Origin of the sequence: Tenacibaculum soleae, from assembly GCF_001693415.1 — a bacterium.
Classification (GTDB): domain Bacteria; phylum Bacteroidota; class Bacteroidia; order Flavobacteriales; family Flavobacteriaceae; genus Polaribacter; species Polaribacter soleae.
In genome coordinates this window covers 210,937-226,305 of sequence record NZ_MAKX01000013.1, presented here as the reverse complement: position 1 = coordinate 226,305, position 15,369 = coordinate 210,937, and the positions used below count along the sequence as shown (strand labels likewise).

Genomic DNA, 15,369 nt, shown 5'->3' with positions numbered 1-15,369 from the left:
ATTAAAGAACTTCTTATTTAAGACTATTAAAATTACTTCACTACCTTAATCCATTCGCCTTTTGTTCTAGCTATATAATCATTATCATACATCGCCGCTACTTGAACTCCTGGCAAATAATAGGTTCCTAAATACGAGGCATTTAATAACACTCTAAACGTTTTGCTCTCATACTTTTTAAGTGTAAAATAATTACTAATACTAGCATCCCGAATATCCGTAAAATCTACTTGAGATGATGTTGTATTATTTCCAAAATCAGTAAAACGAGTATTTATAATTTCCCATCCTGAAGGAATAAACTGTGTTAACGCCACGTTTTCTACGTTATCATTTGTTGTATTTTTTACGGTAACTTCTGCCACAAAATTGGTTCCTTGCGATAAATTACTTGGTATTATACGATTGCCATCTTTTGTTTTGTAAATAATTGTTGTTTCTAAATTATTTTGAAATACCTTTTCTTCTCCGACAGGCAAAATTCCTTTGTTAAAAACACGTACATAAAGTACTCCGCTATTTTTATTCGCTATTTTAAAAGTGTTTTCTTTAGTGATATCTTCAATATCTTCGGCATACAATGCTTTTGATATTTCAATATTTTTAGAATTTTTATTTAAAGTATAACTCGCTTTAATTCCTGTACTACCACCGTTTTGCAACGCATATTTGCTCATCGCTAATAAACTATAAGCTGTTGTTTGTGTGCTCATCCATTTATTGCTAGATAAACTTTCAGCAATTTCTTTTGCTAATTTAATAGCTTTTGTTTCCTCTTTTAACAATGTATAAGTAGCTAATGCCATGGCTTTATTACGGGTTTCAGATCCGTAATTAGAATAACGTCGTTTATTGTAATCATTTGCCGTTAAACCATTTAAAATTCCTTTTGCAATTGACTGTTTACCAATCAACGCATAGGCACTTGCCAATCGCATTTTTGCTTCGTTAGAAATCCCTTTTGTTTCTCGTAAACGATTCATCGAAGCAATATCTGCACTGCTTGCCAAACTTAATGTATAGAGTCTGTATGCTTGTGATAAAGCGTTGTTGTAATATGACGAATTATTACGCCAATTACGTGCTTGCTGTTTTTGGTAACCAATCCATTTTGATTTAAATCCTATTGGTAAAGCATATCCTTTTTTAGCTGCTTCTATCATAAAATGACCTGCGTATGAAGTTCCCCAGCTATTAGCACTTCCATTTCCTTGCCAATACGACAATCCGCCATTTGAAACTTGAAAATCAGATAAACGCTGAATCGTAGCTTTTATATTTCGCTCTATATCTTGTTTTTTCTCTTCGGATAATTCAAAAATTTCTGCTAAATATAACTGCGGAAAAGCACTAGAGGTTGTTTGCTCTACACAACCGTGTGGATATTGAATTAAATATCCCATACGTTTGGTAAAGTTCATTGGTGGCAATGTAGATAATTCGATACTTGCTGTATTAGTACCTTTTGTACCAAAGGTGGTAAAATTAAGCTCCTTTGCCTCGTTTGATTTTAATACTAAATCTTTTACCTCTGTGGTTACAGGATTCGGATTTAAAACATCTATTTCTACTTCGTAGGATGCTTTTTCGCGACCAGAAAGGGCATCAATTTTTACTTTTCCTATTCCTTTAAAATCATTTACTTTTAAGGTGAAATAAGCCATCTTTTCATCTGGTTGGTTAAATGATAAAGTTTGAGTCTTATCGCCCACAATTGTAAATGATTCATTTGGTTGTACTGTAACTTTCACCTTTTTTACTGAAGGTAACATTGCAAAAACAGTTACTGGTAAAGTTACGGTTTCTTGTGGGGTAATTTTTCGTGGTAATGATGCTAAAATCATCACAGGTTTACGTACAAAAGCAGTTTTTTCGTCACTACCGTAGGCATCATTTTTAGCATCCGTTGCTATCACCATCGCTCGTACAGAACCAACATATTTAGGTATTTTAATTTGATGCTCTTTTGTAGCTCCTTTTGCTAAGTTAAACGGTCCTAAATAGGTTACCATCGGTTTAAAACGATTGGCTTTTTTATTTTTACTTCCTGCTTCGGCTTCATCACCCCCGATACTTAATATCTGGTTTACTTTTCCGCCATAGGCGCCAATTACATCATCAAAAACATCCCAAGTTTTTACACCTAATGATTGACGCGCATAAAAGGTATTCCAAGGGTTTGGAGTTTTAAAACGTGTTAAATCTAATAATCCATCATCAACCAAAGCAATTGTATAGGTCATTGCTTTTCCGTTTTTCTCTTTTACTTTAATTTTAGCTATTGACTCAGGTCTTAACTCATCTGCTAAGTCAATTTCAGGTGCTAATTTCGTTGCAGGATCGTTTACCAACATTGGTATAGAACCGTACATACGAATTGGTAAATCGTTTGCAGTTTGACTGTGTTTTTGTAATAACGAGATATTTACAAATACATTGGGTGTGTAATTTGCCAATACTGGGAATTTAAATTCCGTTTGTTTTGCTGTGGTAGCTACCCAAAAATGATTTAATACTTCGGTTCCGTTTTCAATTGTAATTAATGCTCTTCCTCCTTGTGAAGATGGGAACTTAACTGTAGCGGTTTCATTTACTTCATAAGATTCTTTATCGGTAGTAAAAACCAACATCGTGGCATTGGTTTTATCTTGACTTCCTTTTTTCTTTCCATACCAAGATGGCCAATCAAAATAAGCAATATTCGAAGTAACATGCTTACTTTTTTTATCGATAACTTTTATAAGGTAACGTCCCCAATCGTTTTCACTAATTTTCAAATCAAACGAACCTTTACCTTTAGCATTGGTTTTTACTTGTAATGTTTTATAACTTTGATGATAACGAGTACCATCATAACTAGAAAGTCCGTTATCAGTAGTACTCCACCACCAACGCCATGATAATTTATAAACCTTTACTTCTAAATCATTTGTAACTCCTACTCCATTTTCAGTAACTGTTGCTACATTAAACGTATATTTTTCATCCGTAAATAAATAATTTTTAGATTGTTGTTCTGTTGCATTTAACAACCCAACATAAGTTTTATATGTAGATACTTTTTTTGAAAAAACATCGGTACTAAAATCGCCACCATTTTCATAAACCTTGGTTATAAAACTAGCTTTTAACATTCCCGGAGCTTTTTTATCTAACCTTGGTTTTGTCGAAAAATTTGTTTTTCCTTCGTTGTCTAAATTTCCTTTTAATACTTTAAATTCTTCTGTACCAAACCTACGCGTAACATCATCAAAATTATAATTTTTAAAATTTTCGAATACTGTTTTCGATTGTGTAAACTTACCGTTAATGTCTAATTTTAAATTTCTAGCAATTGCTCCGTGTAACCATTTTACATCAACATTTCCTTCAATTGGTGTATCAGCTTTTATAAAATCAGCTTTGGTTTTAAGTTTTATTTTTAAACGATTAGGTTTTATTGTTTCTATTTTAAGTGTTTTATTAAAAACAGCACCACCAACACTTACTCTTAATTTCCAATTTCCGGTAACGGCATCTTGTTTTGTTTTTGGTGCATACGCATACACATTATTTGTATTCTTAAAAAGTACCTTTCTTTCTATTATTTTTCCCTGCGGATTAAGTAGTTCAAATTTAATAGGATGATTATCAGGTATCGGATTCGCATTATCATTTAACACAAAAGTTAAAAATAAGTTATCACCTGGACGCCAAACACCACGTTCGCCATAAATATATCCTTTAATTCCTTTTTGTAATTTTGATCCTGAAACATCAAACTTACTCATAGAAAGTGCGTTTCCGTCATTTAATTTAATGTAAGTTGTGTTTTTATTTTTGGTAATTACAGCAAAAAAAGCGTTTTTAATTCCATCAAAATTAGCAATTCCGTCTTTATTTGTTGTTGCATTTATAATAGGCTGTTGTTGGAAATTATATAGCGTTACCGTAGCACCTGCAACAGCTTCGGTTGTTAACAAATTAGTTACCGCTATAAAAATAGCGTTGTTATTACCTCTTTTTACGATTGCGCCTAAATTTGTAGCTAAAATATTAGTACTTTTATTTTTATTATAATAGTAAGAAGTTGAGCATGGATTATCTCTTTCATTCCATCGATAGCTATAATAGTAGTCATTATTATAATAATTAGGATTGTCGTACTGTTTGGTATCTATTTCTTTTTTACCATAAATAATTGTACTATTATTTATGTTTTCATCACAAGAATAATTAGAATATTGTTGATTGAAAGAAAAATCAACTCGGTACATTGCACCATCTTCAATTGTTAAAATTTCAGCCAAATCAATTGCAAAGGCATTTTCTTTGGTTAAATCAACCCCTTGATTGGTAAGATTTACTGTATATTTAGCTTCAGGGCGCCCAACATAACGCAAATTACCTTGATTACTTAGGTTATTACTCTGTAAAAACTGTAATACATTATCCTTATAAATTTTAAAAACCGTTACATCAACAGCTTTTAAATTAACTGCATTAAAATTAATCTTAAGGTTTTTTGAGTTTGGTAAAATAGTTCCACTTTTTATAAAGCTTACCGAAGGTTTTAATTGTTGAAAATGTAGAGTTTTACTAAATGATTCTTTTAATTTATAATTTTCGGTATTTTTTATTCCTTTAAATATTTCAATATTCACCTTGTTTTTAAAAGATGATTTCGGGTAAACTGTTACTATATTATTAGCAATATTGTAGGTGAAATTTCTTTTTTGTGTATTTTTAAACTGAATTAAGCCTTTTAAATCTTGTGATTTTTTTATTGGATCAGAAAAACTAATCTCTATCCGTTGTTTATCCGTATTAGCAACCTCTACATTTAAAACTTTAAAATTATTTTTTCCTGTAATGGTTAATTCTCGTGTACCTTTTGAGGCTGATTTTATTGCACCACCACTCCATGATACTTTTAAATTTTCATCATCAACAAATCGTTGTAAACTATCTATTTTAAAATATACTTTAGAAGCTAGGTTTTCAAAAGTTTGAAATTTAATGGCAGCTTTTTTTCCTTTATAAGCTAGCCTTACTATTTCTGCTAACTTTTCCTTCTCAATAACATCACTCGCTGTTAAAACACCTTCAACAAAATACCAATCTTTAGTATATACTTTTGGAGCTTGTAAAGCTATATTAAACAACAACTCTTTTGTTTTTACATTAATTGTAAAATCTTTTAAAGCAGGATCAATATTAGCATACAATTTAGCTAAATGAAGTGTAATTTTATATTCTTGATTACTCTCCAATTTTTCACTAGGCACAAAAGAAATAACATTATTATCTAATGTTACATTTCCTTTTACACTTGGTTTAATTGTTATCACATCATTAGTTACAGTCGCATTAATTTTTTTCTTTAAAAAAAAATCAAGTTTTGAAGTAACAGAAACCATTTTTTCTGGAAAAACAGCAATATATTCGTTATATGCATTTATATCTTTCTCTAATTCTGTATTTTTTTTACAAGCATTAGCAACAAATACCAGTATCAATAAAACAATTAATTTTATATTTTTTTTCATAGCAAAATATTTTTTGAAGTACTTCAAAGTTACCATTTTTATATTTTTTTCTTACTATTTTAAGAATCAATTCTATAAAAAATAAAATAGCAGCTATTTAAACTAAAAAATAAGGTTACTATTAGTTTCTTAAATGTAATAATCCTTAGTTTTGCAAACGATAAATGAATTTAGAATATGTTAGGATTACAATTTGAAACTAAAACCTCTTGGGCAGATATAGCCAAAGATAATTTGCAACAGATATTAACCGATCATGCTTTTTTAGAGCAAAAAGCGGCTTCAAATGCAGTATCTATAATTATAAATTACTCTGAAGAAACAGAGCTTGTACAAAGTATGAGCGAAATTGCCATTGAAGAAATGGAACATTTTAAAATGGTACATGACTTTATGGTAAAACGCGGAATGGTTTTAGGAAGAGAGCAAAAAAATGACTATGCTATTCAATTACAAAAATTTTTCAAAAAAACTAAAGATAGAACCAATGCTTTGGTGCAACGTTTATTAATTGCTGCTTTAATTGAAGCGAGAAGTTGTGAACGTTTTAAAGTTTTTTCTGAAAATATGGAAGATGAAGAATTGTCTAAATTCTATAAAGATTTAATGATATCAGAAGCTAATCATTATACCGTTTTTTTGGGTTTTGCTCGTAAATATCAAGATAGAGAAATTGTAGATAAAAAATGGGATGATTTGGTTGCTTTTGAAGCAGAAATGATGAGAAATAGAGGAACGGCTGCTAAAGTACACGGATAATGTTTAGTAAACAAGAATCAGCACAATTACGTAAAGAGTTTTGGACTAGTTTTGGTAAATCATTTCCACGAAAATGGTTGTTATACAATACTAAAATAAAAGGATTTGCTTTTAAATTTCAGGCAGATCGTAAAAAAGCATCTGTTTGCTTAGATTTTGAGCATATTGATGAAGATGCTAACATATTATTATACGACCAGTTACTTTCTTTAAAAAAAATATTAGAAACCGAATATTTACCTGAAGTTATTTACCATGATAACTTTGAGCTTGATAATCGTAAAATTATCCGTCGTATATATGTTCCTTTTGATAAAAAATTTAGCATCCATAATAAAAATACATGGCGTGATTGCTACGAATTTTATGTAGCAACGATGACCCAATTTGAGTTGTTTTTTTACGAATACGAAGACTTTATAAAACAAGCTATCTAACTCAAAACAAAAGCGTTAAAATTAAAAATACTATCAATTATTTAAGCTATTTTAAAAAAAATTAGCACGTCTATCTTTACAAATCACAACACTATTAATCTAGATAAAAACTGATTTACAACAACAGTTGTTAACACTTAATTAAAAGTAAAGAAAAAAAATATTGAAGGAGATTTTACGCATTTTAAAATCGCTGCTGAAAAAGACACTAATAACAAATAGTATTTCACCTGTAAATAAAAAAATCAGTAACTAGGTAGCTACTGATTTTTAATAGTTTCGTTTCAAATCTCCTAGTATTGAATTTAATATATAGGAGGTTTAATATTTATTAAATAATTGTTTTATTCTTCTTCTGGCGGTGGATGCCCATGAATTTGTTCATAAACTTCATCAAAATTAGCGCGTAAATATGAATTCAATTTTTTACGATAATCATCTTGTAACCAATCAATAAAATTATGAGTGCTTTTACAAATACATTTAGAATACCTATGTATTCTGTCATCTATTTCACCACCTAATTTTTTAGCTAAAATAAGCGCATCAAAAACATCTTCACTATTTTCAATACAAATTTTTGCATGGTGCACGATTGACTTTTCTAATACTTTTTTTGACGATTGTCCTGCTTGAATTGTATCAATATATACTTTTTTAACATCAAAATATAAATCTTCTGATTTTGAAAACTCTTCTTTTACATCTGCTGGCAATTCATATCTAAAGTCGTTTTCTATTTCTTCATCAGACAATAAATTATCTAAATAAAAATTAGGTGCTCTAAACATTTTATGCCAATCTAAATCAGCTCCCCAAGGGCCAAAACGATGAAAATTATTTCCTAAATCAATTACATTAAATTCAGATTTCCCTGGTAAAACACGCGACCCTCTACCAATCATTTGATAGTATAAGGTTAATGATTTTGTTGCTCTATTTAATATGATTGATTTCACTGAAGGTTCATCAAAACCAGTTGTTAAAATACTAACCGAAGTAATAATAGCATTGGGAGTTTTATGAAACCACTTTAAGATAAAATCACGTTCTTTTTTAGTGTTTGTATTATCTAAATGTGCTATTGGATAACCTGCTCTTTTAAAGGTATCATATACATGCAATGACGTATTAATTCCGTTATTAAAAATTAAAGTTTTAGTTCCTTTTGCTCGTTCTTCATAAGCTTGTAAAAGCTTAGATAACATATCGGTATTTGTATATAAATCTTCAGAAGACTTTACGGTATAATCTCCATTTGCTCCAATTTCTAAAGACGTTAAACCAACATTATATGAAAAAACATTTGCTCTTGCTAAATATTCATTCTGAATTAAAGTTCCAATACTTTCACCTGCAATTAAATCATCATAATTGTCTTTCATTGGTAATTTAATATTCGAACTCAACGGAGTTGCTGTAACCCCAAGTACAAACGATTTATCAAAAAACTTAAATAATTTTGTAAATGAATTGTAATGTGCCTCATCTATGATAACTAAACCAACATCAGAAATATCTAACATATCGTCATTTAAACGATTGTTAAGTGTTTCAACCATGGCTACAAAACAGTCGTATTGCCCTTGATCATCTAAACTAGCTTTGCTATCAATAATTTTATTTTCTACACCAAACTCGCCTAACATTTTAGCAGTTTGTTTACATAACTCAATTCGGTGTGTCATTATTAACACCTTTTTTTGGTAATGTTTGATGTATTGACGGGTAATTTCAGAAAAAATTACTGTTTTACCTCCTCCCGTTGGTAATTGATATAATAAATGATAATTCTCAGGAGCATTTTCAAAACTTTTAAAAATTTTAAAAAGTGCTTCTTTCTGATAATCGTATAAATTTTTCCCTTTCGTTTCTTGTGTTGTTGTGATTTCGTCGCTCAATTTTATACTTTTTTGTAGTAAGCAAAAATACGACGTATTTAAGTAAAATTGGCTAAAATCCGTGACTTTTTTAGAATTCTCTTAAATCGATTCGAGCAATCTCATAATGAGAAGCATGTGCCACAACAGTACTATTTTTAATTACTAATAATTGTGGTGATTGATGCAAAACCTGAAACTCATACCCTATTTCATCTGAGATATCTCGATAAGAAAGTAAATCAAGATAGTATACTTTAAAGTCTTTTAAACTTTCATCAAAACTACTTACAAAACGTTTAATTACCATGCTACTAATTCCACATCGGGTAGAATGTTTAAAAATTGCTACAGCCTCATTTTTAGATTGCTCTTTTATCTTTTTTAATTGTTCTAAAGAAGTTAATGGAATCCAATTAATAAAAGATTCTTCCTTTTTTTCTTCTTGTTCTTTATTTCCAAATATTGAATTAAATATACCCATTAAATCTATTTTTAATATATGTCGATGTATGATAGTGAAACCTTACAATAAGTCAAAAAGTCAGTAAAACACTAACTTTAAAGACATTTTGTCATCAATAAGTTGAATTTATTTAATGGTATTACTTTTGACTTTGATTGTTTGGAAAAGATAAACACTAAAAACAATGAATTTTAACAATTATACAATAAAATCACAAGAAACCATTCAACAAGCGCAACAATTAGCGCAAAGCAATGGAAATCAACAAATAGAAAATGAGCATATTTTTAAAGCTTTATTTATTGTTGATGAAAATGTACTTCCTTTTATTTTAAAGAAACTTAACCTTAATGTTGAAGTGATTCAACAAATTTTAGAAAAACAACTAGAAAGTTTTTCTAAAGTTACGGGGGGCGAATTAATGCTTTCTAGAGAAACTAACAAAACATTAAACGAAGCAAGTATTATTGCTAAAAAAATGGATGATGAGTACGTTTCTATTGAACATTTAATTTTAGCAATTTTCAAATCGAAAAGTCAAATAGCACAGGTTTTAAAAGACCAAGGTGTTAGCGAAAAAAATTTAAAATTAGCTATTGATGAGTTACGAAAAGGCGAAAGAGTTACCTCTCAAAGTGCCGAAGAAACCTATAACTCTTTAAATAAATATGCTAATAATTTAAATAAATTAGCACAAGACGGAAAATTAGACCCCGTAATTGGTCGTGATGAAGAAATTCGTCGATTACTCCAAATTTTATCTCGTAGAACAAAAAACAACCCCATTTTAGTTGGTGAACCCGGAACAGGTAAAACCGCCATTGCTGAAGGTTTAGCGCATAGAATTATTCGTGGTGATGTTCCTGAAAATTTAAAAGATAAAATTATTTACTCGTTAGATATGGGAGCCTTAATTGCTGGGGCTAAATTTAAGGGTGAATTTGAAGAACGCTTAAAAGCAGTTGTTAAAGAAGTAACTACATCTGAAGGAGATATTGTGTTATTTATTGATGAAATTCACACTTTAGTTGGTGCTGGTGGCGGACAAGGAGCTATGGATGCTGCCAATATATTAAAACCCGCTTTGGCGCGAGGTGAATTACGTGCTATTGGTGCTACAACCTTAGATGAGTATCAAAAATATTTTGAAAAAGATAAGGCTTTAGAACGTCGTTTTCAAAAAGTTATCGTTGATGAACCTGATACTGAAAGTGCTATTTCTATTCTTCGAGGAATTAAAGACAAATATGAAACACACCATAAAGTACGTATTAAAGATGAAGCTATTATTGGTGCAGTAGAATTATCGCAACGTTATATTACCAATCGGTTTTTACCAGATAAAGCTATCGATTTAATGGATGAAGCTGCTGCAAAATTACGAATGGAAATCAATTCGAAACCAGAAGAATTAGATGTTTTAGATCGTAAAATAATGCAATTAGAGATTGAAATTGAAGCTATAAAACGTGAAAATGACGAAACTAAATTAAAATCATTAAATGCCGATTTAGCTAATTTTAAAGAAGAACGTAATGATATTAACGCAAAATGGCAGTCAGAAAAAGCAGTTGTAGATACCATTCAGCAATTAAAAACGGATATTGAAAACTACAAACTAGAAGCTGATAAAGCAGAACGAAATGGTGATTATGGTAAAGTTGCTGAGTTACGCTATGGAAAAATAAAGGAAGCGCAAGAATTACTTGAAAAACAACAAGAAATTTTAGCAAACCAAAGCGAAAATGCCTTGATTAAAGAAGAGGTTACTTATGATAATATAGCTGAAGTTGTTGCTAAATGGACTGGTGTACCAGTAACAAAGATGTTACAATCAGAACGTGAAAAATTATTAAAATTAGAAGACGAATTACACAAAAGGGTCGTAGGACAAGAAGAGGCAATTGAAGCTGTTGCTGATGCTGTACGCCGTTCTAGGTCAGGATTGCAAAACCCTAATAAACCAATCGGAAGTTTCTTGTTTTTAGGAACTACAGGTGTTGGTAAAACAGAATTGGCAAAGGCACTAGCCGATTATTTATTTGATGATGAAAACGCCATGACTCGTATTGATATGAGTGAATATCAAGAGCGTCATTCAGTAAGCAGATTAGTTGGAGCGCCTCCTGGTTATGTTGGTTATGATGAAGGAGGGCAATTAACAGAAGCTGTTCGTAGAAAACCTTATTCTGTTATTTTATTAGATGAAATAGAAAAAGCGCATCCCGATACTTTTAACATCTTATTACAAGTATTAGATGAAGGTAGATTAACTGATAATAAAGGTCGTGTTGCTGATTTTAAAAACGCCATAATTATTATGACATCTAACATGGGGAGCCATATAATTCAAGAAAAATTCGATAATTTAAAAGGTGATATTGACACCACTATGGAACTTGCTAAAACTGAAGTTTTAGGTTTACTAAAACAAACCGTACGTCCTGAATTTATTAACCGAATTGATGACATCACCTTGTTTACCCCATTGTCAGAAAAGAACATTAAACAAATTGTAAAAATTCAATTAAATAATGTTAAAAGAATGATTGCTGAGCAAAACATCACTTTTGATGCTACGGACGAAGCTGTTGCTTATTTAGCCGTAAAAGGCTATCAACCAGAATTTGGTGCACGACCAGTAAAGCGTGTTATTCAAAAGGAAGTGTTAAACCAATTATCTAAAGAAATTTTAGCAGGAACTATATCAACAGATAGTATTATTTTATTAGATGCTTTTGATAATAAACTAGTTTTCAGAAATCAATCTGATTTAATAGAAAATTAGAAGTTAGTTTTATAGTTGATTCAAAGCGATGTTTAAAAGCATCGCTTTTTGTTTTTTAAGTATATTCGCTCTTATAAACATTTATTATGAAAAAATATATTTTCCTTTTGTTTTTAGCACTTTCAGTGTTTGGTTCTTGTAATTTTAAAGAAACAACTACAACTTACTACTTAATTCGTCATGCAGAAAAAGACAGAAGCGATGCAACAAACAGAAATCCAAATTTGAATAAAATAGGATTAAAACGCGCTGAGAACTGGAAGAATTATTTTAAAGATATTGATTTAGACGCTGTGTATTCAACCAATTATAACCGAACTCAGCAAACTGCTACTCCGACAGCAAAAAGTAAAAATTTAAAGATTTTAAGTTACGATCCTAGTAGTATGTTTAATGATGATTTTCAAAAAAACACCTTAGGTAAAACTGTTTTAATTGTTGGACATAGTAACACCACACCAGCTTTTGCTAATAAAATATTAAAATCAGAAATATACAAACAAATGGATGACAACGATAATGCTAGTTTATTTATGATTTCTTTTAAAACTTCACTTGATAAAAATAACACCCAAGTAAAAAGGCTAAAAATTGATTAACTTTTAGCCTGATTTTTGTTTTTTTTTTAAAATTTAATCTTGATGTTTTCTAACACAATTTCTGATAACTTTTTTAACTTACCTTCTTCATATAATTTATCTATAGTATTAAAATCTATATTTTTATCCATAGGCTTATAGTTATTATAATCTACAAAACGAATTCCGTTCACTAAGTTTTCTTTTTTAACATCTCTAAAACGAACACCGCCGCCGTTAGTATGATATTTATAGGCTAAATACTCTAAATAAAAAGTTTCTTTATTAAACCAATAAATAAAAACATCATCAAAATCATCCCCTCCACCATCTTCAGAAAAAGTTACTTGTATTTTATAATATTCTTTTCCTTTTATAATTACCGATTCTAATAGTTTTTTATGAACAGCATTATCGTTTAAACCTAAAGGTAAAATTGAAAAATAGTGTACTGAGTTTACAGAATTACGATAAATATTTTCTTTTTTTTCAGATAACGAGACCAAACTATCATTTACAAATCGTTGAAAATTACTGTTTGATAAAAGATCTTTTGTAACCACCGAGTCTTTTACCGTAGTTTTTGTAAATTCAAATTCCCCTTTTTTTCTTTTTGCTGTATAATTATTATTTCGAAAATTAAAAGAGAGTGTTGCATCTTTAATTTTATCTAAATTAGAATATTGAATAGATTTGTCAACAATTTGTTGAACAGTAAGTTTTTCTTTTTCAGGTTTACAGGAAACTACAAAAAGTAACATTAATATTAGATATCGCATATTATTTTATTTCAAATTTGAAATTCAAAATTACAAGAATATTAACATCAATCCTTATAATATTATGTTAATAAAAATAAAGTGTTTTTAGTTTAATTATTACCAATGTTACATTATTTTATACCAAAAAATAATTTTTTAAAACATAGTATACTATTTCTTTTTAGCTGAAAAATTATATGAGTATATTTGTTTATTACATATGCAAAAAAACATAAACATACAAAATAAGAAAGCTCGTTACGAATACGAGATTTTAGATAAATATACGGCTGGTATACAACTTACTGGTACAGAAATAAAATCAATAAGACTTAGCAAAGCTCGAATAACCGAAAGTTTTTGTGAATTTAATGATCAAGGAGAACTTTTTATCATCAATATGTATATTGAAGAGTATGCCTTTGGAAACCATTTTAACCATAAAACTACAAGTGAACGTCGTTTATTATTAAATAAGCGTGAGTTAAAAAAACTAGAAAGAGAAGTTGAAGCTAAAGGGAGTACTATTGTGCCACTTAAACTTTTTATTAATAAAGATGGTTGGGCTAAATTAGATATTGCTTTAGCTAAAGGAAAGAAAACGCATGACAAGCGTGAAACTATGAAAGATAGAGATAACAAAAGGGATTTAGCTAGAATTAAAAAAGATTTCAATTAGTAATGAAAATTTTAGAAATCTTTTTTAACGTTATTGAATGGAAAAGGCTTTTATATTTTTCTTTTATTATTTTTTTAGTAAAATATTGTTTTTTATATGGTTTTGGTTTTGAAACAACATTGTCTTTTGTTGACATAACAATATTTACATTTTCATGTATGCTTTTTTACATAAGCATCTATATTCTAAAACATTATTATCATAATAAAATTAGCATAAATTCACAAAACTTAAAAATAATTTCTTCTTTATGTCTTGTTTTAGGTTTTTTATCTGGTGTATGTTTATCTTTTAAAATTCAAAAACCATACTTTTCTTTTCTTTTTCTTTTTTGTGCTATTACAGCTATAGTTTTTTCAAAATATACTGAAAAAAACTCTTTTTTAAGTCATCTAATTAAATCTTTCCTTCTTCCTTTTACAATACTATGTGTTTGGGCTATTGATACTCCTATTAATTTGACAACAAATCAATGGAATATTTTTTTTAAACTTCAGTTTATTACAATGGTTTATCTATTATTATCATTTATAAGCACCTTAATTGAAGAAACTATTAAAGGTATTACAACTATAAATGAAGATAACTTAAACAAACGAAAGACAATGTCTATTCTTTTGGGTAGAAAAAGAGCTAAATCAGTTATATTAAGTATGATGTTTTTTTCAGCTATTTTAATTTTATTTCTAGCTTTTAGTCTTAAAAAATCAAAATACCTTTTTATTACAATAGTACTTTCAAATTTGTTACCTCAAGTGTATACAATGTATTTATTAACAAAAGCAACCACTAATAAAAGTTATAGATCGTTACTTAAAAAAATGAAAGCACTTCATGCTTTCGGTATCATGGGTGTTATTGCTATAGCTTACTACTTTAAATATGTTATCTGAAAAATTGATTAATTACAACGTAATTCTAGCCTCAAATTCACCAAGGAGACAAGAACTTATAAAAGACTTAAACATTCCTTTTATTATAAAAACAAAGGAAATTGAAGAAATTTACCCAAACAATTTAAAAAAATCAGAAATAACCGATTTTCTTGCTATTTTAAAATCCAAACCATTTAAAGATGAGTTAACTGCTAAAGATTTATTAATTACTTCAGACACGATTGTTTGGTCTAATAATAAAGCACTTGGTAAACCTAAAAATTATGATGAGGCTTTTAAAATGTTAAATGAATTATCTGAAAAAACACATAAAGTAATTACATCTGTTTGTATATCAAGTAAAAATTTTCAAAAAGTTTTTAATGATACTACAACAGTTACCTTTAAAAAACTAACCAATTCTGAAATTGATTATTACGTAAACAACTACAAACCTTTTGACAAGGCAGGAGCTTATGGAATTCAAGAATGGATTGGAAAGATAGGAATAACCGAAATAGAAGGTAGTTATTTTAACGTTATGGGCTTCCCTGTTCATAAACTTTATAAAGAATTACTAAAATTGTAACGTTGTTTTTTTATAAAAGATTATTTTTG

Annotated in this window: 11 protein-coding genes; 7 read left to right on the top strand and 4 right to left on the bottom strand. The window is 29.1% G+C overall.

Annotation, left to right across the window (positions count from 1 at the left end):
* Positions 1–32: 32 nt before the first annotated feature.
* The gene (locus BA195_RS10700; RefSeq protein ID WP_068705304.1) at positions 33–5,528 is read right to left on the bottom strand and encodes an alpha-2-macroglobulin family protein; all 5,496 of its coding nucleotides are present in this window, start codon (positions 5,526–5,528) and stop codon (positions 33–35) included.
* A gap of 177 nt (positions 5,529–5,705) precedes the next feature.
* Between BA195_RS10700 and BA195_RS10695 the strand changes: the two genes are divergently transcribed.
* Both BA195_RS10695 and BA195_RS10690 read left to right on the top strand, forming a co-directional pair.
* Entirely contained in the window at positions 5,706–6,287 is a 582-nt protein-coding gene (locus tag BA195_RS10695) for a MiaE family protein (protein ID WP_068705302.1), read from the top strand.
* Complete coding sequence (locus BA195_RS10690) at positions 6,287–6,724, top strand: DUF4268 domain-containing protein (RefSeq protein ID WP_068705300.1); 438 nt, start codon at positions 6,287–6,289, stop codon at positions 6,722–6,724. Before BA195_RS10695 ends, BA195_RS10690 begins: the two co-directional genes overlap by 1 nt.
* A 344-nt stretch (positions 6,725–7,068) precedes the next feature.
* On the opposite strand, the gene BA195_RS10685 is transcribed toward BA195_RS10690, so the two are convergent.
* Both BA195_RS10685 and ytxJ read right to left on the bottom strand, forming a co-directional pair.
* Positions 7,069–8,625, bottom strand: coding sequence for a DEAD/DEAH box helicase (locus BA195_RS10685; RefSeq protein ID WP_068705298.1), 1,557 nt, complete (start codon positions 8,623–8,625; stop codon positions 7,069–7,071).
* A 70-nt stretch (positions 8,626–8,695) separates the two neighbouring features.
* Positions 8,696–9,088, bottom strand: a complete 393-nt coding sequence (ytxJ, locus tag BA195_RS10680; protein WP_068705296.1) for a bacillithiol system redox-active protein YtxJ — start codon at positions 9,086–9,088, stop codon at positions 8,696–8,698.
* 166 nt (positions 9,089–9,254) lie between these two features.
* Between ytxJ and clpB the strand changes: the two genes are divergently transcribed.
* Both clpB and BA195_RS10670 read left to right on the top strand, forming a co-directional pair.
* Entirely contained in the window at positions 9,255–11,858 is a 2,604-nt protein-coding gene (gene clpB, locus BA195_RS10675) for an ATP-dependent chaperone ClpB (protein ID WP_068705294.1), read from the top strand.
* An 86-nt stretch (positions 11,859–11,944) separates the two neighbouring features.
* Positions 11,945–12,457, top strand: a complete 513-nt coding sequence (locus BA195_RS10670; protein WP_068705292.1) for a SixA phosphatase family protein — start codon at positions 11,945–11,947, stop codon at positions 12,455–12,457.
* Between the two features lie 26 nt (positions 12,458–12,483).
* Here the strand turns inward: BA195_RS10670 and BA195_RS10665 are convergent, their stop codons facing one another.
* The gene (locus BA195_RS10665) at positions 12,484–13,215 is read right to left on the bottom strand and encodes a DUF6503 family protein (RefSeq protein ID WP_068705290.1); all 732 of its coding nucleotides are present in this window, start codon (positions 13,213–13,215) and stop codon (positions 12,484–12,486) included.
* A 202-nt stretch (positions 13,216–13,417) separates the two neighbouring features.
* Between BA195_RS10665 and smpB the strand changes: the two genes are divergently transcribed.
* The 3 genes from smpB to BA195_RS10650 are packed head-to-tail and all read left to right on the top strand — an operon-like array spanning position 13,418 to position 15,340.
* Positions 13,418–13,876 (top strand): SsrA-binding protein SmpB, encoded by a 459-nt coding sequence (gene smpB, locus BA195_RS10660; protein WP_068705288.1) that lies wholly within the window; start codon positions 13,418–13,420, stop codon positions 13,874–13,876.
* A 2-nt stretch (positions 13,877–13,878) separates the two neighbouring features.
* Positions 13,879–14,769: a UbiA family prenyltransferase gene (locus BA195_RS10655; RefSeq protein WP_068705286.1), complete on the top strand. Its 891-nt coding sequence runs from the start codon at positions 13,879–13,881 to the stop codon at positions 14,767–14,769.
* The gene (locus BA195_RS10650; RefSeq protein WP_068705284.1) at positions 14,759–15,340 is read left to right on the top strand and encodes a Maf family nucleotide pyrophosphatase; all 582 of its coding nucleotides are present in this window, start codon (positions 14,759–14,761) and stop codon (positions 15,338–15,340) included. Before BA195_RS10655 ends, BA195_RS10650 begins: the two co-directional genes overlap by 11 nt.
* Positions 15,341–15,369: the final 29 nt, after the last annotated feature.

Coding starts and splice junctions, on each gene's coding strand:
- BA195_RS10700 (WP_068705304.1), bottom strand. CDS start 5,528: ATGAAAAAAAATATAAAATTAATTGTTTTATTGATACTGGTATTTGTT.
- BA195_RS10695 (WP_068705302.1), top strand. CDS start 5,706: ATGTTAGGATTACAATTTGAAACTAAAACCTCTTGGGCAGATATAGCC.
- BA195_RS10690 (WP_068705300.1), top strand. CDS start 6,287: ATGTTTAGTAAACAAGAATCAGCACAATTACGTAAAGAGTTTTGGACT.
- ytxJ (WP_068705296.1), bottom strand. CDS start 9,088: ATGGGTATATTTAATTCAATATTTGGAAATAAAGAACAAGAAGAAAAA.
- clpB (WP_068705294.1), top strand. CDS start 9,255: ATGAATTTTAACAATTATACAATAAAATCACAAGAAACCATTCAACAA.
- BA195_RS10670 (WP_068705292.1), top strand. CDS start 11,945: ATGAAAAAATATATTTTCCTTTTGTTTTTAGCACTTTCAGTGTTTGGT.
- BA195_RS10665 (WP_068705290.1), bottom strand. CDS start 13,215: ATGCGATATCTAATATTAATGTTACTTTTTGTAGTTTCCTGTAAACCT.
- smpB (WP_068705288.1), top strand. CDS start 13,418: ATGCAAAAAAACATAAACATACAAAATAAGAAAGCTCGTTACGAATAC.
- BA195_RS10655 (WP_068705286.1), top strand. CDS start 13,879: ATGAAAATTTTAGAAATCTTTTTTAACGTTATTGAATGGAAAAGGCTT.
- BA195_RS10650 (WP_068705284.1), top strand. CDS start 14,759: ATGTTATCTGAAAAATTGATTAATTACAACGTAATTCTAGCCTCAAAT.